Source organism: Streptomyces sp. NBC_00690 (assembly GCF_036226685.1).
Lineage (GTDB): Bacteria > Actinomycetota > Actinomycetes > Streptomycetales > Streptomycetaceae > Streptomyces.
Genome location: NZ_CP109009.1, coordinates 6,615,472 through 6,639,268 on the forward strand (window position 1 = coordinate 6,615,472; position 23,797 = coordinate 6,639,268).

Annotated in this window: 19 protein-coding genes; 12 read left to right on the forward strand and 7 right to left on the reverse strand. The window is 69.5% G+C overall.

Features of this window, described 5'->3' with window-relative positions:
- The first annotated feature begins 51 nt into the window (after positions 1-51).
- The 8 genes from OID54_RS28975 to OID54_RS29010 all read left to right on the forward strand — a co-directional run bounded on the left by OID54_RS28975 (position 52) and on the right by OID54_RS29010 (position 8,108).
- Positions 52-987, forward strand: a complete 936-nt coding sequence (locus OID54_RS28975; RefSeq protein ID WP_329024227.1) for a fumarylacetoacetate hydrolase family protein — start codon at positions 52-54, stop codon at positions 985-987.
- Entirely contained in the window at positions 984-1,178 is a 195-nt protein-coding gene (locus tag OID54_RS28980) for a ferredoxin (protein ID WP_329024229.1), read from the forward strand. Before OID54_RS28975 ends, OID54_RS28980 begins: the two co-directional genes overlap by 4 nt.
- Positions 1,179-1,181: 3 nt before the next feature.
- Positions 1,182-2,393: an NAD(P)/FAD-dependent oxidoreductase gene (locus OID54_RS28985; RefSeq protein WP_329024231.1), complete on the forward strand. Its 1,212-nt coding sequence runs from the start codon at positions 1,182-1,184 to the stop codon at positions 2,391-2,393.
- 65 nt (positions 2,394-2,458) lie between these two features.
- Positions 2,459-2,998, forward strand: a complete 540-nt coding sequence (locus OID54_RS28990; protein ID WP_329024233.1) for a VOC family protein — start codon at positions 2,459-2,461, stop codon at positions 2,996-2,998.
- A 123-nt stretch (positions 2,999-3,121) separates the two neighbouring features.
- Positions 3,122-4,096, forward strand: a complete 975-nt coding sequence (locus OID54_RS28995) for an amidohydrolase family protein (protein ID WP_329024235.1) — start codon at positions 3,122-3,124, stop codon at positions 4,094-4,096.
- Positions 4,097-4,136: 40 nt separating this feature from the next.
- Entirely contained in the window at positions 4,137-5,234 is a 1,098-nt protein-coding gene (locus tag OID54_RS29000) for a maleylacetate reductase (RefSeq protein WP_329024237.1), read from the forward strand.
- Positions 5,235-5,258: 24 nt separating this feature from the next.
- Complete coding sequence (locus OID54_RS29005; RefSeq protein ID WP_329024239.1) at positions 5,259-6,191, forward strand: dioxygenase family protein; 933 nt, start codon at positions 5,259-5,261, stop codon at positions 6,189-6,191.
- A 639-nt stretch (positions 6,192-6,830) separates the two neighbouring features.
- Positions 6,831-8,108, forward strand: a complete 1,278-nt coding sequence (locus OID54_RS29010; protein ID WP_329024242.1) for an MFS transporter — start codon at positions 6,831-6,833, stop codon at positions 8,106-8,108.
- Between the two features lie 256 nt (positions 8,109-8,364).
- Here OID54_RS29010 and OID54_RS29015 read toward each other — a convergent pair whose 3' ends face one another.
- Positions 8,365-8,913: a hypothetical protein gene (locus tag OID54_RS29015; RefSeq protein WP_329024244.1), complete on the reverse strand. Its 549-nt coding sequence runs from the start codon at positions 8,911-8,913 to the stop codon at positions 8,365-8,367.
- A gap of 176 nt (positions 8,914-9,089) precedes the next feature.
- A complete protein-coding gene (locus tag OID54_RS29020) occupies positions 9,090-9,347 on the reverse strand; it encodes a hypothetical protein (RefSeq protein ID WP_329024246.1) in 258 nt (85 codons plus the stop codon).
- Between the two features lie 265 nt (positions 9,348-9,612).
- Between OID54_RS29020 and OID54_RS29025 the strand changes: the two genes are divergently transcribed.
- The gene (locus OID54_RS29025) at positions 9,613-10,851 is read left to right on the forward strand and encodes a cytochrome P450 family protein (RefSeq protein ID WP_329024248.1); all 1,239 of its coding nucleotides are present in this window, start codon (positions 9,613-9,615) and stop codon (positions 10,849-10,851) included.
- Between the two features lie 122 nt (positions 10,852-10,973).
- Here the strand turns inward: OID54_RS29025 and OID54_RS29030 are convergent, their stop codons facing one another.
- Positions 10,974-12,302, reverse strand: a complete 1,329-nt coding sequence (locus OID54_RS29030) for a class I SAM-dependent RNA methyltransferase (protein ID WP_329024250.1) — start codon at positions 12,300-12,302, stop codon at positions 10,974-10,976.
- A 130-nt stretch (positions 12,303-12,432) separates the two neighbouring features.
- Positions 12,433-14,490: an APC family permease gene (locus tag OID54_RS29035; RefSeq protein ID WP_329024252.1), complete on the reverse strand. Its 2,058-nt coding sequence runs from the start codon at positions 14,488-14,490 to the stop codon at positions 12,433-12,435.
- 214 nt (positions 14,491-14,704) lie between these two features.
- Between OID54_RS29035 and OID54_RS29040 the strand changes: the two genes are divergently transcribed.
- Entirely contained in the window at positions 14,705-15,373 is a 669-nt protein-coding gene (locus tag OID54_RS29040) for a potassium channel family protein (RefSeq protein WP_329024254.1), read from the forward strand.
- Positions 15,373-16,041, forward strand: coding sequence for a potassium channel family protein (locus OID54_RS29045; RefSeq protein WP_329024256.1), 669 nt, complete (start codon positions 15,373-15,375; stop codon positions 16,039-16,041). Before OID54_RS29040 ends, OID54_RS29045 begins: the two co-directional genes overlap by 1 nt.
- A gap of 101 nt (positions 16,042-16,142) precedes the next feature.
- On the opposite strand, the gene OID54_RS29050 is transcribed toward OID54_RS29045, so the two are convergent.
- Together OID54_RS29050 and OID54_RS29055 are read right to left on the reverse strand one after the other, a co-directional pair.
- Entirely contained in the window at positions 16,143-17,063 is a 921-nt protein-coding gene (locus OID54_RS29050; RefSeq protein WP_443055688.1) for an ABC transporter ATP-binding protein, read from the reverse strand.
- A gap of 92 nt (positions 17,064-17,155) precedes the next feature.
- Positions 17,156-19,861 (reverse strand): ABC transporter permease, encoded by a 2,706-nt coding sequence (locus OID54_RS29055; RefSeq protein WP_329024260.1) that lies wholly within the window; start codon positions 19,859-19,861, stop codon positions 17,156-17,158.
- Between the two features lie 27 nt (positions 19,862-19,888).
- Here OID54_RS29055 and OID54_RS29060 point away from each other — a divergent pair, with 27 nt between their 5' ends.
- Positions 19,889-20,044, forward strand: a complete 156-nt coding sequence (locus OID54_RS29060; protein WP_329024262.1) for a hypothetical protein — start codon at positions 19,889-19,891, stop codon at positions 20,042-20,044.
- A gap of 79 nt (positions 20,045-20,123) precedes the next feature.
- On the opposite strand, the gene OID54_RS29065 is transcribed toward OID54_RS29060, so the two are convergent.
- Complete coding sequence (locus OID54_RS29065) at positions 20,124-23,489, reverse strand: ABC transporter permease (RefSeq protein WP_329024264.1); 3,366 nt, start codon at positions 23,487-23,489, stop codon at positions 20,124-20,126.
- Between the last annotated feature and the right edge of the window lie 308 nt (positions 23,490-23,797).

Sequence of the window (23,797 nt, forward strand, 5' to 3'; positions counted from 1 at the left end):
TCGTTCAAGAGTGTTGGACCGGGTTTCGGCGTCAGCAGTCAAATAGGCCCCATGGCAGCCGACGAAGAGGTTCTTTCCTCACCCACGTGGTCTCTGGTCACCGCTCGAACCCCGGAGCGGGGCAGTTTCTGCGCCGCTCTTCACGAGGGTGAGCTGTGGGAAGTACCCGCTTTGCAAGGCTATGCGGGCCTGTTCGAAGCGCTTCAGGACTGGGAGACGATCGCCCCGGCCCTGCGTACATACAACCCCACGAGTGTAGCCCGCGTTGTCGGTGCGCAGGTCCTGGCTCCCGTCCGCTACCCGCGGACCGTCCTGGGCTCGGGCTCCAACTACCGCGATCACTTGCTTGAAATGACCGGCAACGACATGGACCGGGTCCCACCGTTCTTCTTCCTCAAGCCCCCCTCCACGACCGTGATCGGCCCGGGCGACCCCATTGTGATCTCTCCGGACGAGGATCAGCAGGTGGACTGGGAAGCCGAACTCGGTGTGGTCATCGGCCGGGGCGGTCGCGACATTCCCATCGGGCAGGCGGTAGATCACATCGCCGGCTACACCATTGTCAACGACATCTCCGCCCGCGGCCCGCACCGCAGGACGGACGCCATCGCCGATCCCTTCGTCTGGGACTGGTTGGCCTCCAAAGGCCAGGACACCTTCTGCCCCACCGGTCCCGGGGTCACTCCCACGTGGATGGTTCCGGACCCACACGACCTGCCCATCACCCTGACGGTCAACGGCCGCCCTGAGCAGACCAGCAGCACCAAGGAAATGATCCTGGAGGTGGCGGAGCTGGTGGCCGCGGCCAGCACCTTCGTCACACTCCAGCCCGGCGACCTCCTGTCCACCGGCACACCAGCGGGCGTCGGTCTGCCCAAGGGCAGGTTCCTGCGGCCGGGCGACATCGTGGAGATCACCATCGGCCACCTCGGACGACTCACCACTCCCGTCACCGCCCGCGACACCACTCCAGGAGGCACCTCATGAACCTGACCGTCGACCGCGCACTCTGCCAGGTCACGGGGCTGTGCGCGGGGCTTGCCCCCGACGCCCTGGAGATGGACGAGAAGGGTGACCTCGTCATCCTCGCCGAGAAGCCGACGGCCGACCTGCTCGTCGAGATCCGCCAAGCCGTGCGGAGCTGCCCGGTGCAGGCCCTGTCACTCACCGAGGGCTGAACCATGGTCCGGGATCGCGTTCGCCATGTCACGATCGTCGGAGCCTCCGCCGCCGGGCTTGCCGCAGCACACGGACTACGACAGCACGGCTTCGACGGGCCGGTCACCGTCTTCGGCGATGAACCGGAGGCCGCCTACCAACGACCTGCCCTGTCCAAACGCTTCCTGACCTCCGCCGACCTCGCCGCGGACAGCATCCGCATGCACACCGGCCTGGAGGACGTCCGCCTTGAACTGGGCGTACGGGCAACCGGCCTCGACCTCGACGCACGGCGGCTACACCTGCGCGCCAGCGATGGAGACCGTACTCACGTCCACAGGGTCGACGCACTGGTGATCGCCACCGGGGCCGCCGCCCGCAGGCTACCGATACGGACTCCACCCGGTGTACATGTGCTGCGTACGCTCGCCGATGCCGCCGCCTTGCGCGCCGACCTGGTGGGACTTCCACGGGTAGCCATCGTGGGGGCCGGATTCGTGGGCAGCGAGGTCGCGTCCTCCTGCCGCGCGCTCGGCCTCGATGTCACCCTGATCGAGGCCGGCCCCGCCCCCATGGCGCGGGTGCTGGGCCCCGGAGTGGGCACGATGCTGGCCGCCCTGCACCGTGATCACGGCACGCGGCTGCGGCTGGGTGCGGGGGTCGCCGGCTTCACCGGCCGAGACCGGGTCACCGGAGTACAGCTGGCGAGCGGCGAGGTCGTGCCGGCCGATGTCGTGGTGGTCGGTGTGGGTGCCCGGCCCGCAACCGACTGGCTGGAGAACAGCGGGCTGCCACTGGACGACGGCGTGGTGTGCGGAGCGGACCTCTCGGTCGCCGATCGCATCGTCGCCGCCGGGGACGTGGCCCGCTGGCCGCACCACCGCGACGGCGCCCTGGTCCGGGTCGAGCACTGGGACAACGCCCTGCGCCAGGCGAACACCGCAGCCGCCACCCTGCTCGCCCTCGACGATCGACCCGCAACGGTGTTCAGCGACACCACGATGTTCTGGTCCGACCAGTACGACTGCAAGCTCCAACTGGTCGGTCACCCCTATCCCGACGATCTGGTGACCGTGGTCGAGGGCGACTTGGCGCAGCGCCGCGGAGTCGTCGTATACAGCCGAGCTGGCCAGATGACGGCCGCGCTCCTGGTCAGCAGCCCCCACCGGCTACGCGACTACCGGCGGGCCGTCGCGTCGGGGGACCCCGTCCCCCTGCCCGCTGCCACACCCTGACGCAGCAACCCCCTGTCCCTTCCCTGTCGAACCGTCTTCTGAATCGCCTCAAGGAGTGACACATCATGCCCGGTATCACCCATCGGTCCACCAAGACGCCCCTGCTGAAGACGAAGTTCCTGTCGCACGGCACGCTTGAGTGCCGGGACATCTCCGCCTCCCGCCGCTTCTACGAAGAGGTGCTCGGCCTCGAAGTGGTGCAGCAGGCGCCCATGGCGTTGCTCGTCCGCCTGGGCAGTGACCACTGCTACGCAGCCGTCGAGACCCCCGGCGAAGGGGAGATGCCGCTGATGAACCACAACGGCCTCGATGTGTCCAGCGACGAGGAAGTGCGGCAGGCCCACGAAATGCTGCACGAGGTCAAGGACGAGTACGGGATCAGGCAGATCACCAAGCCCGTACGCCAACACGGCACCTATGCCTTCTTCCTCCAGGACCTGGACGGCAACTGGTGGGAGATCTGCCACCTGCCACAAGGCGGCTACGCCTTCCGCTATGAGAACTCCGAGGTGGACCTGACCGGTCGGGACGACCTGTCGCCCGAAGAGATTCGCTCCCGCTACACACGGCCCGAGGACTACCTGTCTCCTTCGACGGCCGTCTAGGGTCGCTCGGCGCGCAGACGGTCACGGCCGCCGAACCCGCTGCCGTGGCCGTCCTCGCGCCCAACATCCTCGCCCCGTGGTCCTTGACCCTCTCCCCCCGCCTCTACCCCCGTAGGAGAGCGCATGAAGCTGATCGGCCTCGAAGAACACTTCGTCACCCCCGCACTCGTCGGCCATGGCACGTCGACCTCCTCCATAGCCCAGCCCAAAGCCTGGGCCGAAGCCTCACGTCGACTGCTCGACCTGACGGAGGAGCGCTTGGAGGCGATGGACACGGCAGGGCTCGCCATGCAGGTGCTGTCGCTGAACTCCCCCGGCATCCAGGCCGAGACCGACCCGGCCGCCGCCGTACGGCAGGCCGCCACCGTCAATGACCACCTCGCCGGAGTCATCTCCGAACACCCCGACCGATTCTCCGGATTCGCCGCACTGCCCCTCCAGGACCCCAAGAAGGCCGCCGACGAACTGGAGCGCGCGGTCACCCAACTCGGCTTGCGCGGTGCCCTGGTCAACGCTCACACCAACGGGACCTACCTGGACGACCCCACCCTGCGGGTGGTGTGGGAGCGCGCCGAGGCCCTCGACGTACCGCTCTACCTCCACCCGGCCAACGGGGTAGACCTGGCCCATGTCTTCTCCGGCCACCCTGAGCTGGTGGGACCGATGTGGAGTTGGGGCATTGACACCGCCACCCACGTACTGCGTCTGATCTTCGGCGGTGTGTTCGACGACTTCCCCAAGGCGAAACTGCTCCTGGGCCATATGGGGGAGGGCCTGCCGTTCACCCTCTGGCGGATGGACTCCCGGTGGAACTTCCACGCCCACCACGGCATCGAGCTCAAGCGCGGCAAGCCGTCGGAGTACGTCAGGGAGAACCTCTACATCACCACCAGCGGAGTGTGTTCCGCTCCACCACTTCTCGCCGCGATGCTGTCCATCGGCGCCGATCACATCCTCTTCGGTACGGACTACCCGTTCGAAGAGATCGACACCGCCACTCAGTTCCTGCGCGACGCGCCGATCAGCGAAGCCGACCGGGCGAAGATCGGTCACCGCAACGCCCAACGCCTCCTCGGCCTTGCACCTGCCACGGAATGATGGCGCCACGGAGATCCATGACACAGCAGGAAGTTGGACCATGAAGACCAACCCGCCGGCCGCTGCGGTCGTGTACGAGTCGTGGGGACAGCGGGTTCTCTTCGGCTCCGGCACCGCCCGGCACGACGTAGCGGCTGAGATCGCCAGGCTCGGCGCGCACCGCGTCCTGCTCATCGCTGCTGAGGGCAAGCGGGCGGTGGCCGAGGAGATCTGCCAGGACATCCCGGTCGCGGCCGTCTTCGGCGACGTCAGACCGCATGTCCCGGCCGACGTGGCCGCCGCGGTGAGCGCTGCTGCCCAGGAGCACGATGCGGACCTGTTGCTCAGCGTCGGGGGAGGGTCGACGACCGGTGCCGCCAAGGCGGCGGCGCTCACGACGGGACTGCCGATCCTCGCGGTCCCCACAACCTACGCCGGGTCCGAGGCGACACCCGTCTGGGGCATCACCGAGGACGGCCGCAAGCGCACCGGGATCGACCCGAAGGTCCTGCCGCGTGTGGTCGTCTACGACGCGTCGCTCATGCTCACCCTCCCCACCCGTCTGTCGGTGACATCAGGGCTCAACGCGCTGGCGCATTGTGTCGATTCCTGGTGGGCTCCACAGCACAATCCGATGAGCTCCGCACTCGCCGCAGAGGGCGTGCGCGCACTGGCGGCCTCCCTCCCACGCATCGCGGCCGACGGCCAGGACATTGAGGCCCGGCGGGACATCCTCTTCGGTACCTATCTCGGGGCCGTCGCGTTCGCCGGAGCAGGCTCGGGGCTACACCACAAGATCTGTCATGTTCTCGGCGGTGCCTATGACCTGGAGCATTCCGCCACCCACGCGGTGATCCTCCCGCACGTCGCAGGATTCAATCTGCCCGCCGCACCTGACGCCGCTCGCCGTCTCGGAGCGGCTCTCGGGGACCCGGAGGCCCCCTTCAGCGCCCTGCTCGACCTCTACGCACGGCTCGACGCGCCCCGTTCGCTCCAGGCACTGGGGCTCTCGGATAAGGACGTCGAGCACGCCGCCGACCTGGTGATGGGTCACATTCCACCGTCCAACCCACGTTCCGTCACCCGTGACGACTTGCTCGCTCTCCTCGGGCGCGCGTGCCGCGGCGAAGCAGGGCTGCTGGTACCGCTCCCCGGCTGAGATACCTGAATCGAAGGGATCGTCATGGCACACGAACACACGGCAGAGGGCACAGACCCTGACCCCGGCACGCTCGACGCTCACCGGGAGCAGGTCGTGACCGACGCCGTAGTGGCCAGTTTCACCACGGCCAAGGATGAGCGACTGCGTGAGGTGATGCAGGCGCTTGTGCGACACACCCACGCGTTCATCAGGGAGGTTCGGCTCTCTGAGGACGAGTGGAACCAGGCGATCGCGTTCCTGACGGCGGTCGGGCACACGACGACCGACACGCGTCAGGAGTTCGTACTCCTGTCGGACGTGCTCGGCATCTCCATGCTCACCGTCGCGGTGAACGACGCAACAGCTGCACCAGGCGTCATCAAGGCCACCGAGGCGACCGTCTTCGGCCCCTTTTTCGTCGAGAACTCACCGAGGATCGAGCCCGGTGGGGACATCGCCCACGGCGCCACCGGCGAACCATCCTTGATCAGCGGAACCGTGTCCGACACAGCCGGAAACTTGATCGCCGGCGCCAGGATCGAGGTCTGGGAGGCCGACTCGGACGGCATGTACGACGTCCAGTACGACAACGATCGGCTCACCGGTCGAGCCCACCTGTACAGCGACGCCGATGGTCGCTACCAGTTCTGGGGGCTCACTCCCACGCCGTACCCGATTCCCGACGACGGACCCGTCGGCCAACTGCTGGATGCCGCCGGACGTTCACCCATGCGCGCATCCCATCTGCACTTCATGGTGACCGCACCCGGCTTCCGCCGACTGGTCACCCATATCTTCGTCGCCGGCGATGCGTATCTCGGCACGGACTCCGTCTTCGGTGTGAAGGAGTCACTCATCTACGACTTCGAACGCCACGAACCCGGTACACCCACCCCGGACGGCCGTGTGATTCCCGGAACCTGGACATCAACGGTCTTCGACATCGTCCTGTCGGCCGAAGAGCACTCACCCTGACGTTCACGGGCCACTCCTGACCTCGCCGACCCAGCGAGGCGCGCCGGCCGTACCCCCATGGCCCGCTCGCACCATGGGGCGTCGCGGATCTACGGGAACCCGCTGATCACTCCGGTGTGGCTGGCGAGCGCCCCACCGAAACGATGGTGATGGCGGGTTGCCCCGACACGTCCGCAACCCGCCAACACCAACTCGGCACACCCTCCGTGGGCCCGAGCAACCGTCAAGCAGCTAGATCATCATCGGCCATGTGCCCCAGCGGGCAACGGCCGATTGCGCCACCCCTCTGCTGCCGCCCCGACGAGCGAAACCTCAGATAGCGCGCCGCTCGCCCGGATTCCCGCCTCGACCCACTCCTCCGGCCTCGCACCGTCGACGCAGACAATCAGGCCCCGCGGGCGCGGGATTCGGCGACCCGGATGCCCGGAGTCGTACGACGCGTTCGCCGCCCAAGTGCTGGGCCGCATCCCCCGATGGCCCGAGTTCGACCTGCCCTCAGCCCCTGGGGCGGATCGATCGTGCTCGGTCGAACCCTCGGCGCTGCGTGCCGAGATCAGTCAGGGCCTACTCGCCCTCGTCCTCGAACACCTGCAATCGCCGCGCGCTTCCCCCGCGCGCCTCTCCGTGAGGAGTACCAACATGAGCTCCATCTCCAGCGGACCCAGACCCGGGGTCCGCCCCGGCCCTGCGGTCACCCTCGGGCTCGTCATCCTGTGCATCGAGGGATACGACCTCTTCATCCTGGGCGCGGTCGGCCCCTCCCTCCTGGCCCACCCCGACTGGGACGTCACCAAGTCGACCCTGGGACTGCTGGGCAGCCTCACCGCACTGGGGATGCCCCTGGGGTCCATCGTCGCCGGCTGGGCCGGCGACCTCTACGGCCGTCGGCTCCCTATGGTCCTCAGCCTGGCCTGGCTGTCCCTGAGCATGCTCCTGAGCGCCATAGCCGATGACCTCACACTCTTCGCCGCGACACGATTCCTCACCGGCATGGGCGTCGGAGCCCTGATACCCCTCGTCACCGCCTACGTCAGCGAAGCAGCCACACCCAGTCGCCATTCCCTCCAAGTAGGCGTGGCCACCACTGGACTGGCCATCGGCGGCATCATCACCGCGGTCGTCGGACGCTCCCTGCTGCCGGAATGGGACTTCCGCACCCTCTTCCTGTTCGGCGTCATCCCCCTGGTGCTCATCCCCGTGGTGTGGCGGATGGTCCCCGGATCGATCGACGATCAGACCTCACACGCGACCAGCACAGCCGAGCCGGAGCCGGCCCCTGAGCGGACCACCTCCGCGAACCGGCTCGGCGAACTGCTGACGCCTCGGTACCGCCGGCTGACTCTCCTGGCCTGGGCCTCGACGTTCGTCGGGCTCGTCATCGTCTACGGCGCCAGCACCTGGCTGCCGGCCCTGATGGTCGAGGCGGGATACGACCTCCGCTCGTCGCTGGAGTTCGCCATCGCCTTCAACGCCGGTGCCGTCATCGGCACCATAGGCGCCGCCCTGATAGCCGACCGTGGCTTCCTTAAGCTCGCCACCATGGCGAGCTTCCTCCTGGCCGGCGTAGCCATGATCGTCCTCAGCACACCGCAGGCCCGGCCCCTGCTGCTCCTCGCCTCCGCCGTCGCCGGTTTCGGCGCACTCGGTTCCCAGACCCTCATCAACATCTTCGTCGCCCGCTCCCACCCGGCACACCTGCGCGGCACAGCACTGGGCTTCAGCCTCGGCGTAGGCCGTGTCGGCGCCATCGTCGGCCCGAGCTATCTGGCCGCCGTCACCGTCCTGATCAGCTCCCCGAAGGCCGGCTTCTACGCCTTCGTCGTCCCGGCGATCCTGGGCGCGGCACTCATCGGACTACTGCACTCGGCCCCTCGTGAAGCCACCAAACCGCAGCCCGGGGCCGACATCACTCCTTGACGCAAGTCGGTACGGTCTCCACTTCCGGTACGGCGGGGCGCGCGCTTTGGGGGCGCGCGCCCGGGCGTTCCGGGTGGGGCTCGGAGGCGCTGAGCGGGGCTCCCCGCGTGAGAACGCACGGGCGAGAAGTCCAAGTGTGGGGTCCGAGTGGTGACATCACGTGGTGTTCCCGGTGGCGCAGCGGACCGGGAACACCACGGTCGCCGGTCCGGTCCGGGAGGCGTCCCGGCCGCGGGTTCTCGTCCGTGGGTCCGGCTCAGCCAACTTCGCCCCCGTGCGGATCGAAGAAAGGCCGGGGAACCAAGTCCGCGACACCGAGACCTCCGAATTCGGGGTCCAGGATTGCCCGGCCCATGAATTCGGAAGCCGACATCTCGTATCGGTTCCATTCCCCTGCCGCCGCCTCGGGCGACATGGCCAGGGTGGGCCAGTCGTCCGGAGATCCGGAATCGGCGATCCAGAAGAGTTGGTGGGCCGACTCACTCGCCCCCCAGGGAATCAGGCCCCCGCGCCGGGGCCGATAGATGGCGTACGGCGCGTACCGCGATTGCCCTTCTTCTTCGCTGCCCGGTTCAGGCGCGTACCGCACTTGAGTTCGCCACATGCTGAGGAAGTCGCTGGACGCACCATCGCCTACCGAAAGAGCGAAGTACGCACCAGAGAAGACGCCCGCGCCAAAGGCTTCACACAGTCGCTTGTAGTCGTCCGGCAGTCGGATCTCCAGCACGTCTTCAAGGGATGCCCACGGCAACATGAGCCGTTGGTCCTCCCAGCCGGTCGCTTCCAGCAGTCGTTCCGTCCACACATCGATCTCCGTTCCACAGAGTCAACAGCCGAGACGTGTGAGCAGCCCGGTAGCCGCCCACCGCTGTCTCTTCTCAGTGATTCAGGATCTCTTCACCTAGCGCCAACGCCAACGCCAACGCCAACGCCAACGCCAACGCCAACACCGCACATCACGAGCACCCGCAGAACCCCAACTCAGGCGTCCTTCTTCAGCGGTCCAGTCGCCACGCACTCCAACGCGGTGCGTCGAAGCAGGGGCTGCTCAACACGGAAGGCGGCGTGGCGGCCGGTGCAGCAGTAGCCGAGAGATCGGGTTCCGGCGGTCCACACCGGCATTTCGGTGTCGCCGACTTCCCTGGCGAGGTGTTCGACCTCGGTGCAGTACGCGCTGACAGCTGCCGTGTAGCTCTGTCGGCCAGACACACCGCCGTCCCCGGAGACGGCTCCCCGCACAACGTCTCCGTGAGCCGCGCCGCCCACCGGTGGACGTGCAAACGTTCGAGCAATCCTGAAATCGGCCCAGAAACCAGACAAGAGGCTGATTTACCTCTTTGCGATCCTGCGCGGTCGCAGCACAATCCCCGATACCGATTCCCCGTCGCTGCCGCGAAGTTCATCCATGGCCGCGAGTTCATCCATCCACGCACCGGCGCGACCCGGCGCCCGGGAAGCCGCCGCTCCCGCCGACGGGCCGCCCCCGCGTGACCGGAGGTGTCCCATGACCACCAGCCACGAGGTTGCCATCCCGGTCCTCGACAGCGATGGAGGTGACCGGCTGTACGAGCAGATCGAGGAACTCCGTGCCACTGGGCCCGCCGTGCGGGTCCGGCTGCCCCAAAACGTCATCGCGTGGTCCATCACGCGCGGCGATGTCATCAAGCGGCTGGTCACCCATCCCGATGTCACCAGGAACGCCCGTGACGCCTGGACCGGCTACCAGCCGGGCGCCGTCCCCTGGCTCTCCCCCTGGGTCGACGTCCGCTCCATGGCCACCTCTGAGGGGGCCGAGCACACCCGGTTACGGAGGCTGATCGGCCCCGCCTTCACATCGCGGCGCATGCAGTCTCTGCGGCCCTCGATCGAGTCCACCGTCACCGACCTCCTGGACGGTCTGGAGGCTCTGGAGGACGGCGCGGCAGTGGATCTGCGGGCGCACTTCGCGCACGGTGTGCCGACCCGTGTGATCTGCGATCTCTTCGGCGTTCCCGAGGACCAGCGCCCCGCCATGCTCTCCGCCGTCGACGCGATCCTGGCCACCGATGTCCCCCAGGAGGAGTCGGCACGGATCACGAACGAGTTGATCACCGCCATGCACCGTCTCGTGGAGGCGAAGCGGCGGGAGCCCGGCGATGACATGACCAGCCTGCTGCTCACCGCACATGAGGGGGACCGGCTCACCGAGACGGAGCTGATATCCACCCTGGTCCTGATGATCGGCGCCGGGAGCCAGACCACGATCGCGCTGATCGGGAACGCCGTCCGGGCGCTCCTCACCCACCGTCAGCAGTTGAACGCGACCCTGGCCGAGCCCGCCCGCTGGGCCGATGTCATCGAGGAGACCCTGCGGCTCCATCCGCCGGTCGTCCACCTTCCCCTGCGGTTCGCGATCCGTGACATCGACCTCGGCGAGGGCGTCACCATAGCGGCCGGGGAGGCCATTCTCATCGGGTTCGGGGCGCACGGCCGGGACCCGTCGCTCCACGATGCCGCGCACGGCTTCCAGATCGACCGCGCGGACAGGGACCATATGGCCTTCGGGCACGGCATCCACTACTGCCTCGGTGCCCCGCTCGCCCGGCTGGAGGCCGCCATCGCGCTGCCCGCCCTCTTCGACCGGTTCCCGGACATCGCGCTCGCGGACGAGGGCAACGCTCCGGACCCGCAGCCGTCGTTCATCGGCAACGACGTCCTCGCCCTGCCCGTTCTACTGCGGGCCACCGGCCGCGCGGCGCGGTGAGCCGGCCGTTCCAGTGAACGCGAACCGCCCATCCAACCATGCGGGCGGTTCACCCGGTCATGTGTGCGGCAGTCGATGACGCAACGCCCACCGCACATCACACGCACCCGAAAAACCCCAGCTCAGGCGTCCTTCTTCACCGGCTCCAGAATCGCCACGCATTCCACGTGGTGCGTCATCGGGAAGAGATCGAACGCCCTCAGCGTCCGCGGCTTGTACCCCGCCTCGCTGAAGTACTTCAGGTCCCGGGCCAGGGCCGCCGGGTCGCAGGCCACATAGGCGATCCGGCGGGCGCCCAGGGCGGCCAGGCTGCGGACCGTCTGCTTGCCGGCGCCCGCGCGGGGCGGGTCCAGGACGATCAGGTCGGCTTCGGTGATGCCCGTGCGGGGGAGCACCTGGTCGACCTTGCCCTGTTCGATGCGGACGCGGTCCAGGTCGCGGAGGTTGTGTCGGGCGTCCTCGACCGCGCGCTTGGAGGACTCGATGCCCAGCACCGCGCCGCGTTCGCCGAGGCGCTCCGCGATCGCGCCGGCGAACAGGCCGACCCCGCAGTACAGATCCAGTGCCGTTTCGCCCTTGCGGGGCATCAGGCCCTGCATCACGGCCTTCACCAGGACGTCGGCCGCCTGCGGGTGGACCTGCCAGAAGCCGCCCGCGCCGACGCGGTAGGTGCGGCCGTCCGCGCGTTCCCGGACGAAGGCGCGGCCGTGGACCCGGTGCACCCCGCCGTCGCGTTCGTCGACCCGCAGCACCGATACGGGCTTGTCCAGCTCGACCAGGGGGAGACGGCCGCCGGGTGCCGGGGTGAGGATGACCTGGCGGTCGTGGGAACCGGTCGCGGCGATCGCCTCGACCGACTCCATCTGCGGCCAGCTGCGCTTCTCGATACCCAGTTCCGTGACCCCGGGGGCGGCGATCGCACAGTGGTCGATCGGCTCCACGTCGTGGGAGCGGTGGCGACGCAATCCGGCGCGGCCTTCCGCGTCCACGGCGTACTGCACTCGGGTGCGCCAGGCGGGGACCTCGCCCGGGGGGAGCTTGTCGCCCGGGGCGGGAGCCACGGTGCCGTCCCAGCCGGCTTCCTCGGGGGTCAGGCCCGCGAGCCTCAGCAACTGCTCCGCGATCACCTCGCCCTTGAACCGTCGCTGGGCACCCGGCTTCGCGTGCTGCCAGTCGCAGCCGCCGCACTTGCCGGGCCCTGAGAACGGGCAGGGCGCCTCCACCCGGTCCTTGGCGGCCTCGATGATCCGGACCGCGTCGGCCCGCAGGAAACGCGAGTCCTCCTCGCCCTCGGTGACCTTCGCGATCACCCGTTCGCCCGGCAGCGTGTGCCGGACGAACAGCACCCGGCCGTCCTCGGTGCGGGCGATGCAGTGGCCGCCGTGGGCCACGGGACCGATCTCGACCTCGTACTCGTCCCCGACCAGCGAAGAATCGGATGCGTTCTGCATGGTGGGGTGACTCCAGAGTTCGATGTGGTGCGAGGTGCGGACCGGCCCGGCCGGTGCGCGGAGGGGCGTGTGGCCCTGCGAAGGGCGGGGCAGCCCACCAGTCTACGCCGGTGAGCCGTGGCGTTCTGCCTCACTCGTCTTCGTGGTGGGGGGCGGGTGCCTTCGGGCGCTCGTCCACGATGCCCCGACGCACGGCGCCCGGCGCGCTCCACTCCTGCCGCTTGCGCGCCCGCTTGCGGGCCGCCTCCGACGACACCAGCTGGAACGGCACCGACGTCACCATCACCCCGGGGGTGAAGAGCAGCCGCCCCTTGAGCCGCAGGGCGCTCTGGTTGTGCAGGAGGTGTTCGTACCAGTGGCCCACCACGTACTCCGGGATGACCACGCTGACCACGTCCCGCGGGCTCTCCCGCCGCAGCCCCTTGACGTATTCGATCACCGGGCGGGTGATCTCCCGGTAGGGGGAGTCGAGGATCTTCAGCGGCACATTGATGTTGCGGCGCTCCCACTCCGCCAGGAGGGCCCGGGTCTCGGTCGTGTCCACGTTGATGCTGACGGCCTCCAGCTTGTCGACGCGCATCAGCTTGGCGTAGGCCAGAGCCCGCAGGGTGGGCTTGTGGACCTTCGACACGAGCACGATGGCGTGCACCCGCGACGGTCGCACGCTGTCATCGCTCGGCTCGTCGGATGCCGCGAGCTCGGCCGAAACGCGGTCGTAGTGCCGCCGGACCGCGCTCATCACCGCGTAGAAGATCACCATGCCGAGGAGCGCCACCCAGGCGCCGTGGGTGAACTTGGTCGCGAGCACCACGACGAGGACCAGACCGGTGAAGAAGGCCCCGAAGCCGTTGATGGCCCGGGAGCGGATCATATGGCGGCGCTTGGCCGGATTGCGTTCGGTGCGCAGATGGCGGTTCCAGTGTCGGACCATGCCGATCTGGCTGAGCGTGAAGGACACGAAGACACCGACGATGTACAGCTGGATCAGCCGGGTGGAGTCGGCGCCGTAGATGACGACGAGCATCGCCGCGGCGCCCGCGAGCATCACGATGCCGTTGGAGAACGCGAGCCGGTCGCCGCGGGTGTGCAGTTGGCGGGGGAGGTAGCGGTCCTGCGCCAGTATCGAGCCGAGCAGCGGGAAGCCGTTGTACGCGGTGTTCGCGGCCAGGAACAGCACGAGGGCGGTTGCCGCCGCCAGCAGGACGAAGAAGAAGGTGCCGTCACCGAAGACGGCGGCGGCGACCTGGGAGATCACCGGATCCTGTACGAAGCCGTCCCCGACCGGCGCGCCGTTGCGCAGCAGATCCACGGCCGGGTTCTCGGCCATCTTGACGTCCGTGGCCATTGCCAACCCGATGATCCCGCAGAACATGGTGACCGCCAGGGCGCCCATCAGCGCGAGCGTGCTGGCGGCGTTGCGCGACTTCGGCTTTCGGAAGGCCGGTACGCCGTTGCTGATGGCCTCGACACCGGTGAGCGCCGCACAGCCGGAGGAGAAGGCCCTCAGCAGCAGGAAGACCAGAGCGAATCCGGCCAACCCCTCATCCTCGGCCTTGATCTCCAGACCCGCGGTCGGTGCACGCATGGTGTCGTCGAGGACCAGCCCCTTGTACGCCCCCCACGCGATCATGATGAAGACGCCGGTGACGAAGACGTACGTCGGAATCGCGAAGAGCTTTCCGGACTCCCGCACGCCGCGCAGGTTCATGACTGTCAGCAGCCCGATGACGATCACGGCGCACAGGACCTTGTTCTCCACCACGAACGGGATCGCGGAGCCGAGGTTCTCCACGCCCGAGGAGATGGAGACCGCGACCGTGAGGACGTAGTCGACGAGCAGCGCACTGGCCACCGTCAATCCGGCCCTGCGCCCGAGGTTCGTGGTGGCCACCTCGTAGTCGCCGCCGCCGCTGGGGTAGGCGTGCACGTTCTGTCGGTAGGACGCGACCACCGTGAACATCAGCACCACGACCGCGAGGGCGATCCAGGGGCTGAAGTGGTAGGCGGAGAAACCTGCGACCGAGAGCACCAGGAGCACCTCACCAGGTGCATAGGCCACCGATGACAGCGGGTCGGAGGCGAAGACCGGGAGCGCGATGCGCTTGGGAAGGAGCGTTTCCCCGAGGCGGTCGCTCCGCAGCGCCCTGCCAATCAGAATCCGCTTGGGCAGGTCGGTCAGTTTGGACACGGAGAGGATCGTAAGCGTTCGATATGGGCCAGGCCCACCCACCACCCCAGTCCCCCCACGGAATGCATCCTTCACCCCGGATACCTGGTGTCCCAGGGCTTACGGTGCGTGTGTAGCTTGAGCCAAGGTCTGAGACCCTTTAAGCCACAGCACTGCTTCAACCGTTAAATACTGAGCAAAGAACGCCACTGAGGTGGCAGCCGGAAGGACGGTCGTGCACATCGTCATCATGGGGTGCGGGCGGGTGGGAGCCGCTCTTGCCCAAACCCTGGAGAAGCAGGGGCACACGGTCGCCGTCATCGACCGGGACCCCACGGCCTTCCGCCGTCTCGGCTCCGGATTCGGTGGCCGGCGCGTCACCGGAGTCGGGTTCGACCAGGACACCCTGCGCGAAGCGGGGATCGAGGACGCGGGAGCCTTCGCCGCCGTCAGCAGTGGCGACAACTCCAACATCATCGCCGCCCGGGTGGCGCGCGAGATGTTCGGCATCGACCATGTCGCCGCCCGTATCTACGACCCGCGCCGGGCCGAGGTGTACCAGCGCCTCGGCATTCCCACCGTCGCCACGGTCCGTTGGACCGCCGACCAGATGCTGCGCCGACTCCTGCCGTCCGGCGCCGAGCCCCTGTGGCGTGACCCCAGCGGCGGGGTGCAACTCGCCGAGGTCCACACCGCACCCTCCTGGATCGGACAGAAGGTCAGCCGGCTCCAGGACGAGACGGGCGTGCGGGTGGCCTTTCTCACCCGGCTGGGGGAGGCGGTCCTGCCGACCTCGCAGACGGTGATCCAGGAAGGCGACCTCGTCCACGTCATGATGCGCACGGACGAGATCGAGAAGGTCGAGGCGGCCTTCGCCGAAGGCCCCGAGGAGGGCGAACACTGATGCGGGTCGCTATCGCGGGCGCAGGTGCGGTGGGGCGTTCCATCGCCGGGGAGTTGCTGGAGAACGGCCACGAGGTGCTGCTCGTCGACAAGGCACCCACGGCGATCTCCGTGGAGCGGGTGCCGCAGGCGGAATGGCTGCTGGCCGACGCGTGCGAGATCACCTCGCTCGACGAGGCCGCGCTCCAGCGGTGCAACGTCGTGATCGCGGCCACCGGCGACGACAAGGTCAATCTGGTCGTGTCGCTGTTGGCGAAGACGGAGTACGCCGTCCCCCGGGTGGTCGCCCGGGTCAACAACCCCAAGAACGAGTGGCTGTTCAACGAGTCCTGGGGCGTGGACGTGGCCGTTTCGACGCCACGGCTGATGTCGGCACTGGTGGAGGAGGCGGTGAGCGTCGGTGATCTCGTACGGCTGCTGCGCTTCAGCCACGGTGACGCCAACCTGGTGGAGTTGACCCTGCCGCCCGAGTCGGCTGTGGCGGGAACCCAGGTCGGCGATGTGGACTGGCCCGAGGACACCTCGCTGGTGACGATCATCCGTGGCTCACGGGTGCTCACCCCCAGCCCGGAAGAGACCCTCGAAGCCGGCGACGAACTGTTGTTCGTGGCCGCGCAGGCGCGTGAGGAGCAGTTGGAGGACCTACTCCAGGTCCGCCGCGAAATGTAGTCGCTGAATCGGTGATGGTTTGCCTTTCTTACGGAAGGCGAACCATCACCGTCTACGTGGGGTGGGCGATCGCGCCCAGGGCACTTCGATCCCCGCCTACGTCACTCCTCCCGAGGACCGTCCGGCCAGATCTGGATGTGGTCCGGCTCCAGCTCCAGCAGCACCCGGTCCCGCATGCCCAATGCCTGTGTGTACTCCGCGGGGAGCTGGAGCCGGCCGGCCCGGTCCAACATGGCGTACTCCCTGGCCACCACCGATTCCTCGCCGGTCGCCCCGTCCACCTCGGTGTGCCGCAGGATCTCGGTGGAGGTCCGCCCGTCGCGGATGGCCACCGTCCGCTTGACCTCGCTGGCGACGGCCTGGTCATGGGTGACGATCACGATCGTCGTCCCCAACTCCTCGTTGGCCGTGCGGAACGCGGCGAAGATCTGCTCCGCGGTCTGGGAGTCCAGCTCGCCCGTGGGCTCGTCCGCCAGCAGGACCGATGGTTCGTTCGCCAAGGCCACCGCGATCGCCACCCGCTGTTGCTGTCCACCCGACATCTGCTGGGGGCGCCGATCGCGACAGTCGGCGACGTCGAGCAACGCGAGCAGTGCCTCGGCCCGCTCGGCCTTCTTCTTCGTACGACCCCGCAGCTGCATCGGCAGGACCACGTTCTGCACCGCCGTCAGATACGGCAGCAGATTGCGGGCCGTCTGCTGCCAGACGAAGCCCACCACCTCGCGCCGGTAGCGCAGCCGCTCCTTGGCGCTCATCCCGAGCAGATCGCTGCCGGCGACCTTCGCCGCCCCCGCGGTCGGCTCGTCGAGCCCCGCGAGGATGTTCATCAGGGTCGACTTGCCGCTTCCCGACGCACCGACCAGGGCCATCAGTTCGCCCTCGCGCACCAGCAGGTCAAGGCCCTGGAGGGCCTGCACCTCAACCCCGTCGGTGGCGAAGACCCGCACCAGACGGTCGCAGGCGATCAGCGCGTCATGGCCGAACCCGGGGCTCTCGCGCCGGGCCGTCGCTCGACGCTCCAACTCCTGTAGCGCAGAAGCAGCAGAAGCAGCAGAAGCAGCAGAAGCAGCAGAAGCAGCAGCAGAAGCAGCGGATGCAGGGGAAGCAGCTTCGGTCATCGTGTGTCTCCCACCCTGAGTTCGGTCGTCGTCGTACGCCGGGTCGCCATCCATGCCTGCACCGCACACACGCCGACCGCGATCACCACCACGGCGAACGCGGGCAGCAGCAGGCTCGTCGGGTCGGGGGCCAGTCGCACCGCGCCCAAGGTGGCGAACCCGCTCTGCGAGCCCAGCGAGAGGCGCCCGAGGTCGATACCGGGGGCCAGTAGTTGGATGGCACCCCAGCCCACCAGAGCGCCACCGGACGCGGCCAGGAGGGTCTGCGGCAGGCTCTCCAGCACCAACAGGCGTCTGCTCTGCCCCCGGGTCAGCCCCATGGTGCGCAGCCGGGCGAGCAGGGCGGTGCGTTCGGGCGCCGCCTGGAGCAGCGACAGCAGCAGGGCAAGTACGGCGTACCCCGCTCCGGTTGCGGCAGCCACCACGTAGATCCGTTCGGCCCCGCTCTGTACGGGTGACTCGGTCAGGTCCGCCCGCGCTTCGGAACGCAGCGCGACGACCGGATCGCCGCCGGCTGCCCGTGCCGCGGACCTCAGTCCGGTCGGCGAGATGTCCTGGCCCGTCAGCAGCAGCGCCGTCGTAGCCCGGTTCGGCACCCGTGAGGCGTCGACGAGGACGAAGTCGCCCACGGGCACGGCCGGCGTCGTCTCCAGCACTCCGACGGCCCGGACCGTGAACATCGCCCCGGCCGGTCCGATCAGGGCCTCGGTGTCCCCGAGGCGCTCGGCGACCGCGGGCGTCACCAGGGCCGGCACCGCATCCGATCCGCCGCGCAGCCGGCCCGCGCCGAACTCCCCCAACTGCGTGGCCTGCGCCAGTCGGGCATAGGCGTCCGGCTCGACGGCCACCAGCGTCACATTGCGCGTCCCGGTGTCCCGGAGGTCCAACTCGGCCTCCAGGAAGATCGGCACGACCTCCCGGACGCCCGGAACCTTCCGCACCTGCTGGGCCAGCGAGTCCGGCAGGCCGTCCAGCGCGGCGATCCGGGCATCGGCGCCCACCGTGACCAGAGCGGCCCGATCGCGCGCCCCGTCCACACCGGAGACCACCGAGCCCCCGAAGGCGGCCGTCGTCAGTGCCACCAGCAGAGCCAGCAGCGGCAGGACCGTGGTCGCCGGGGACCGGCCGGCGCGGGCCAGTGAGAGGAATCCGACCACCCCGCGCCGACGGGCCATCGGCATCGTCAGCAGCCGCAGGGGAAGCGGATAGAGCCGGACGAGGACGAGTGCCGCCACCACGGCCACCAGCACCGGTGCGGCGCTGACCAGTTCGTCCGCCGCGCCAGGCTCGGTGCCCCGGCGGCGCAGCGCGACGACCGCGCCCACCGCCAACGTCAACAGGGTCACCTCGGCCACCACCCGGCGGCGTGAGGGCCTGTGGTGGGTCACGTCGTCCCGTCCGCCGTCGAGCCGCGCCCTACGGTGCGCGAAGACAGCCCGCGCGGGCAGCGCGGTGCAGGCAACGAGGGCGACGAGGCCCGAAGCCAGCAGAGAGGGCAGCAACGCTCCGTGCGGGACGGCCACCAGCGCCAGGGCACATCCGCCCGCGGCTGCGGGCAGCGCCACCACCGCGGTCTCCCGCAGCAGCCTGCCGAAGAGACCGGGCAGCGAGCCACCACGAGCCCGTACGAGGGCGAGTTCCCGATTCCGTCGGGCGACGGCCAGCCCGCCGGCCATCAGGAGGACGACGAAGGCGACGCTGCCGGCACCGAACGCCGCGACCGCGACCACCGGCCCGATGGCGGCCCGGATGTCGTCGAATCCCAGCAGGAGTTCGTCCAGGGACGTTCCGGCGTCCAACTCGGGCGAGACGGAATCGCGCAGTGCGGTACGGAGGGGACCGCTCTCGGCGCTGGCGACGGAATCCCTCAGCTCCGACAGGTCGGCGATGTCCAGCCCCGAGGGGTCCGGGGCGATCCGCCAGTAGGGCTCGGGCGCGTTCGGCAGGGCCAACAGCGCCTCGGCCGAACCGGGGTCGAGCAGGAGCGCGCCGTGCCAGTAGGGCACGGGCACGGGCTGTCCGACATAGAGGAGGGTCGGGGTGCGCAGCACGGGTTCGGTGGACCAGTAGCCCAGTTGGGGGCTGCGGGGCGTGACGATTCCGGTCACCCGGACCGTTACGGGACCGGCGTGGACGGTCGCACCCACCGTGATCCGCAGGGTCGCCGCGGTGGCCGCGGTGACCGCGCCCTCCACCGTGCCCGAGCCCTTTCCCGCCCTCGGGAGCCGCCCCTTCAGCAGTGTCGAGTGATCGCCGAGCCCGGCCTGCGTACTGAAGGTGAAGGCGGGACGGCCGCCGTCGAGTTCCGGCAGCCAGGCATCGCCGGCCCGCTCCGGCTCCACGCTCCGCACTCCGTACGCCGACTGGTCGACATCGGCGCGCAGCGGCCCGGGGAGGGCGGACAGGATCGCCCGGTACGCCTTCGTCAGCCGTTCCGGCCGCAGCCGGTAGGCCGCATCGGCCTCCGGATCGTCGGAGGTATCGGTGAACTCTTCGGCCGGGCCCTCGGTGAACTGGATGACGCTGCGGTCCGGCGACGCCGCGCTGATCTCCTGGCGCAGCCCGTCGCTCTCGTACCCGTCCACCGCGCGGGGAAAGGCCGCGGCGAGGAACGAGGTGACCAGGACGAGCACCAACAGCGCGACGGCCGCACCGGGCGAGGTGCGCAACCGGGTACGGACCCACGGGGCGACGGCCCTCACTCCATGCCTCCTCGGGCGGATGAACCGATGAACGCCACGAGCGGGCGGTGCGACGGGGTTGGAGCGCAGTTCGCCGCCCCCGAACCGAGTCGGCTCCACGACTCCCCAGCGGGGTGCGATCTGCTCCGGGTCCTCGACCCGGAGCAGACCGTCGTGCAACCGACGGACGGTCGTACGGACTGATCGGCCGGCCGTTCTCGCCTGCGTATCGGCGGCATCCGATGCATCGGAGCCCCCGGATCACTGCTCACGCACGACACTGTCATTCGCCTCCTTGCGTGCGCAGCACCACGGTCGACTCACCGCGCCGCAGCGACAGTGCCACCACGATGGCGACGGGCGCGGCGGCCACGGCTGCCAGGAGCAACCACACCCGGTCGGCCGGCAGTTCCACGATCACCGAAGGAATCGGCTGGGTGGCCTGACCCGTCAGGACGATCAGCGGAACGACCGCACGGGTCAGCGCCGCTCCCAGCGCGGTCCCGATCACCAGCGCGATGCCGAGGAGGAGGGACTGTTCCAGGGCCAGCAGTCTGGCCAACTGACGTCGCGGCGCACCCAGCGCCCGGAGGACGGCGAACTCACGGGAGCGCTCACGCACCGCGCCCGCCGCGGCCACCGCGAAGCCGACAGCGGCGAGTGCGGCGGCGGCGAGGGTCGCCGCCAGGAGCGCCGACTGGGGGCCCGCGCCGAGCGGATCGTCATGCAGGGCAGCGGCCACCTCGTCCCGCACCTGGACCTGACTCGGTTCCAGATCCGCGCGTTCGCGCACCTGTGCGGCGACCTCGGCCGCCTGTCCCGGCCGAGGGAACAACCACCACTCGGAAGGAGGCATCGCGGCGTCGGGACGGGTGGCCAGCGCCCGGTTGACGGCGCGCAGATCGATCAACATCGCGCCCCCGTCCGCCTTGGCGGCCGATGCGGCGTCCGTGCCCCCGTCCGTGCTCACGGCGACCTTGTCCTGCCCGGTCGTCGGTATGGCACCCAGCACCCCGGCGAGCCGCACCTTGACCTGGCCGCCGGCCAACGGCAGTTCGATCGTCGCGCCGATCTTGGCGCCGCTGGCCCGGAGGAAGCCCTCGGTCACCAGGGCGGGAACCACCTCCGGCGCCTCCCGTTTGACGGTGATCCGCAAGGTGGCCGTCATATCCGAGCCCCAGGGGTCGTAGGCCGAGATCTTCCCCGTGTGATACCGGATGTCGAGCGGTTGCCGAGACGTCGAACGCACCGAGGTGACGGCGGGTGCGGCCTCCGCGTCGTTCGCCGGGTCGACCTCGACGCTGGGGATCGCACGGACCGACCACACGGGCCCCGACGGCAGGGCGACGAGACGGGACACACCATCCGCGGTGACCGCGTGGAACGCGCCGAACGTCAACCGCTTGGGGACGATCCGGGTCAGCGCCCCGGGTTCGAAGACCTCGATGTCGGTCAGCGCCAAGGGCGCGGCCGGCTTCCCTGACGGAGCCCCCGCCGCCTTGGCGAGGTCGAGGGACACCCGGTGCGCCTTGCCGTCGGCCGGTGGAGCGGTGAGCGGCAGGCGGTACGACACTCCGTAGCGGTCCTCCACGGTGAAGGTGAGGGCCGGCTCCTCGTGCTGCTCCTCGGGCCCGCCCTTCGACGGCCGGTGCAGCGTCAGATCGAACTCCAACCGGGCGATGTCCTCGGGCAGTTCCACCCCTGGTCGGGCGTCCTCGTGCGGCTTGAGTATCTCCAGCAGCCGCCACGCGCCGCCTTCCGCCAGATCGCTGCGGAGCTGGATCCCATCGGTCGCGGCGACCGTGTCGAGCGCCAGCACCGTGGCCCGCCGCCCACCGGAGAGGCTGACCTCCGTACGGGTCCCGGGAGCCACCGCGGGAGAGCCGGGCAGTTCGTCGTACTGGCCGCCCTGGCCCATGGGGGGAGCGCTGCCGCCGCTGAGCACCCGGATCGGAGCGCCCGTGCGGAAGTCCGCCTGATCGTCCTGCGAGCGGTCCCACGACGCGCCCTGTCCGATCGCCAGCATCCCCATGGCGACCGAGAGCACCAGCAGCAGGACGGGGCCCGCACCGCGCATGGGGCGACGGCTGAACTGCCAGCCGGCCAGCGAGGCGGTCAGCCCCTTCCCGCGTGCGGCGCGGCGCTCGGCGAGCCGTGCGGCCGGCGGCAGCAGCCGCAGGGTTAGCACCGTACCGGCGAGCAGCGCCAGCGCCGGGGCCACCACGAGCAGCGGATCGATGCCGAGTCGGCCGTCGCGGTCGCCGCTGAGCGCGCCGCTGCCGAGAGTCCGCCGGTCCAACTGCCAGTAGGCGACCGCGGCGACCGCGAGCAGGGCGACATCGGCACCGGCCCGCAGGGGGCCCGGCAGCGTCCTGGCCCTGCCGCGGGCGGCTCGGGCGGCGCTGAGGGCGGGGATCGTCACCGCTGTCGCACAGGCCAGCGCGACCGCGGCGCCGATGAGCCACAGCTGTGGTGTCGGTCCGGTGTCGCCCAGTTCGTCCCGGAGCCCGATCCTGGCCAGCAGACCGTGACCGGCGAGCAGCCGGGTCAGCGGGCCGGCGAGCAACGGAGCACAGACGGCGGCCGGCAGGGCCAGCAGCAGTGCTTCCAGGGCGGCGAGGGCGGCGAGCCTGCGTCGGGAGGCCCCGCGTGCCACCAGTACCCGGGTCTCGCTGTCCCGTTCCTGGCCCAGCAGTCGGGCGACGAGCAGCAGGGTGTATCCGGCGAGCAGGACCAGTTGCAGGGAGACCAGCAGCAGTGTCGCGCGGGACACCAGGAGCGCTCGTTCCAACTGGTCGAGCACGCTCGGCAGCGAGGTACGGGCGACGACGCCGGTCGTCAGCGCGGGTTGGGCGGACAGCAGTTGCTGACTCTTCCCCGCGGCGCTGCGCAGATCGTCGATCCGCTCCGCGCCCAATCCGCCGAAGTCGGCCGTGGCGATCCAGGCCAGCCCACCGGGGCGGATACCGCCCGCAGCGAAGCCGTTGGGGTCGACGAGCAGCGGACCGTACGTGGTGAAGACGTCCTTCTTGACCCCCCGGCCGTTCAGTTCGTCGAGCTGCCAGTAGGAGGCGCTGCGGTCCAGCGGCCGATAGGTGCCGGTGACCTTGATCCGTACGGGTGGGCCACCCATCCGGTCGGTGACCGTGAGGACCCGTGGCCCCGGAGCAAGCTTGAGCTGCTTGGCCGCGGCCTCGGGCAGCGCGACCGGAATCACCTTGCCGGTACCCGGCGCCGGCCAGGCCCCCGCGGACAGACGGACGTGCGAGCGGTCGACGGCGGCGAAGAGGGTGAGGTCCGGTTCGCCCTTGCGTGCGGCGGGTGACTGGAGCGCCCGGGGCAGGGCGTACGGACCCGATCGTTCGAACGTGCGCAGGGTGACGGGGAGGCCGTCGAAGGCGAGTCGGGCGCCGCGTTGGGCGTCCCGCGCTGCCGCCACCCGGTCCAACTCGGAGTTCTCGGTGGTGATGACCAGGGCCGCAGCGGATGCGTCCCTGGTCTGTAGGGCGTGCCGCAGTCCGGCGTCCGACACGGATCCCGCGAAGGCGGCCAATGCGGCGAGTACCGAGGTCGTGAGCAGGATGGCGAGGAGCGCCGCCGCCAGGAGCAGTCGATGCCCCCGGGCGCGCAGGAACAGAAACCCCGCCACGACAATCCCCCTGCTGCGCCAGTCCTCACCCGGTGAGACCGGTAAAGGTGTATGCCCCCTGAAAGCCTTTTCTGCTTTCGGATGCTTTCAGAAGGTGCGTTTGAAGTGGCGATTGTTGCGTAGGAATTGATGAGATCGTGATCGGAGGGGAACGGATCGGCCAACGAAACCGGCTGATGAGCGGCTTGCGGATCGGCGCCGCGCAAGCCCTTTCGGCCATGGCCGCACAAGTCCCGCCAGCCGCACAAGCCCCGGCAGCCGCTGCGATCCTTCCGAGCGGTGCGGCGAACGACGAGGTGCCCGATCCC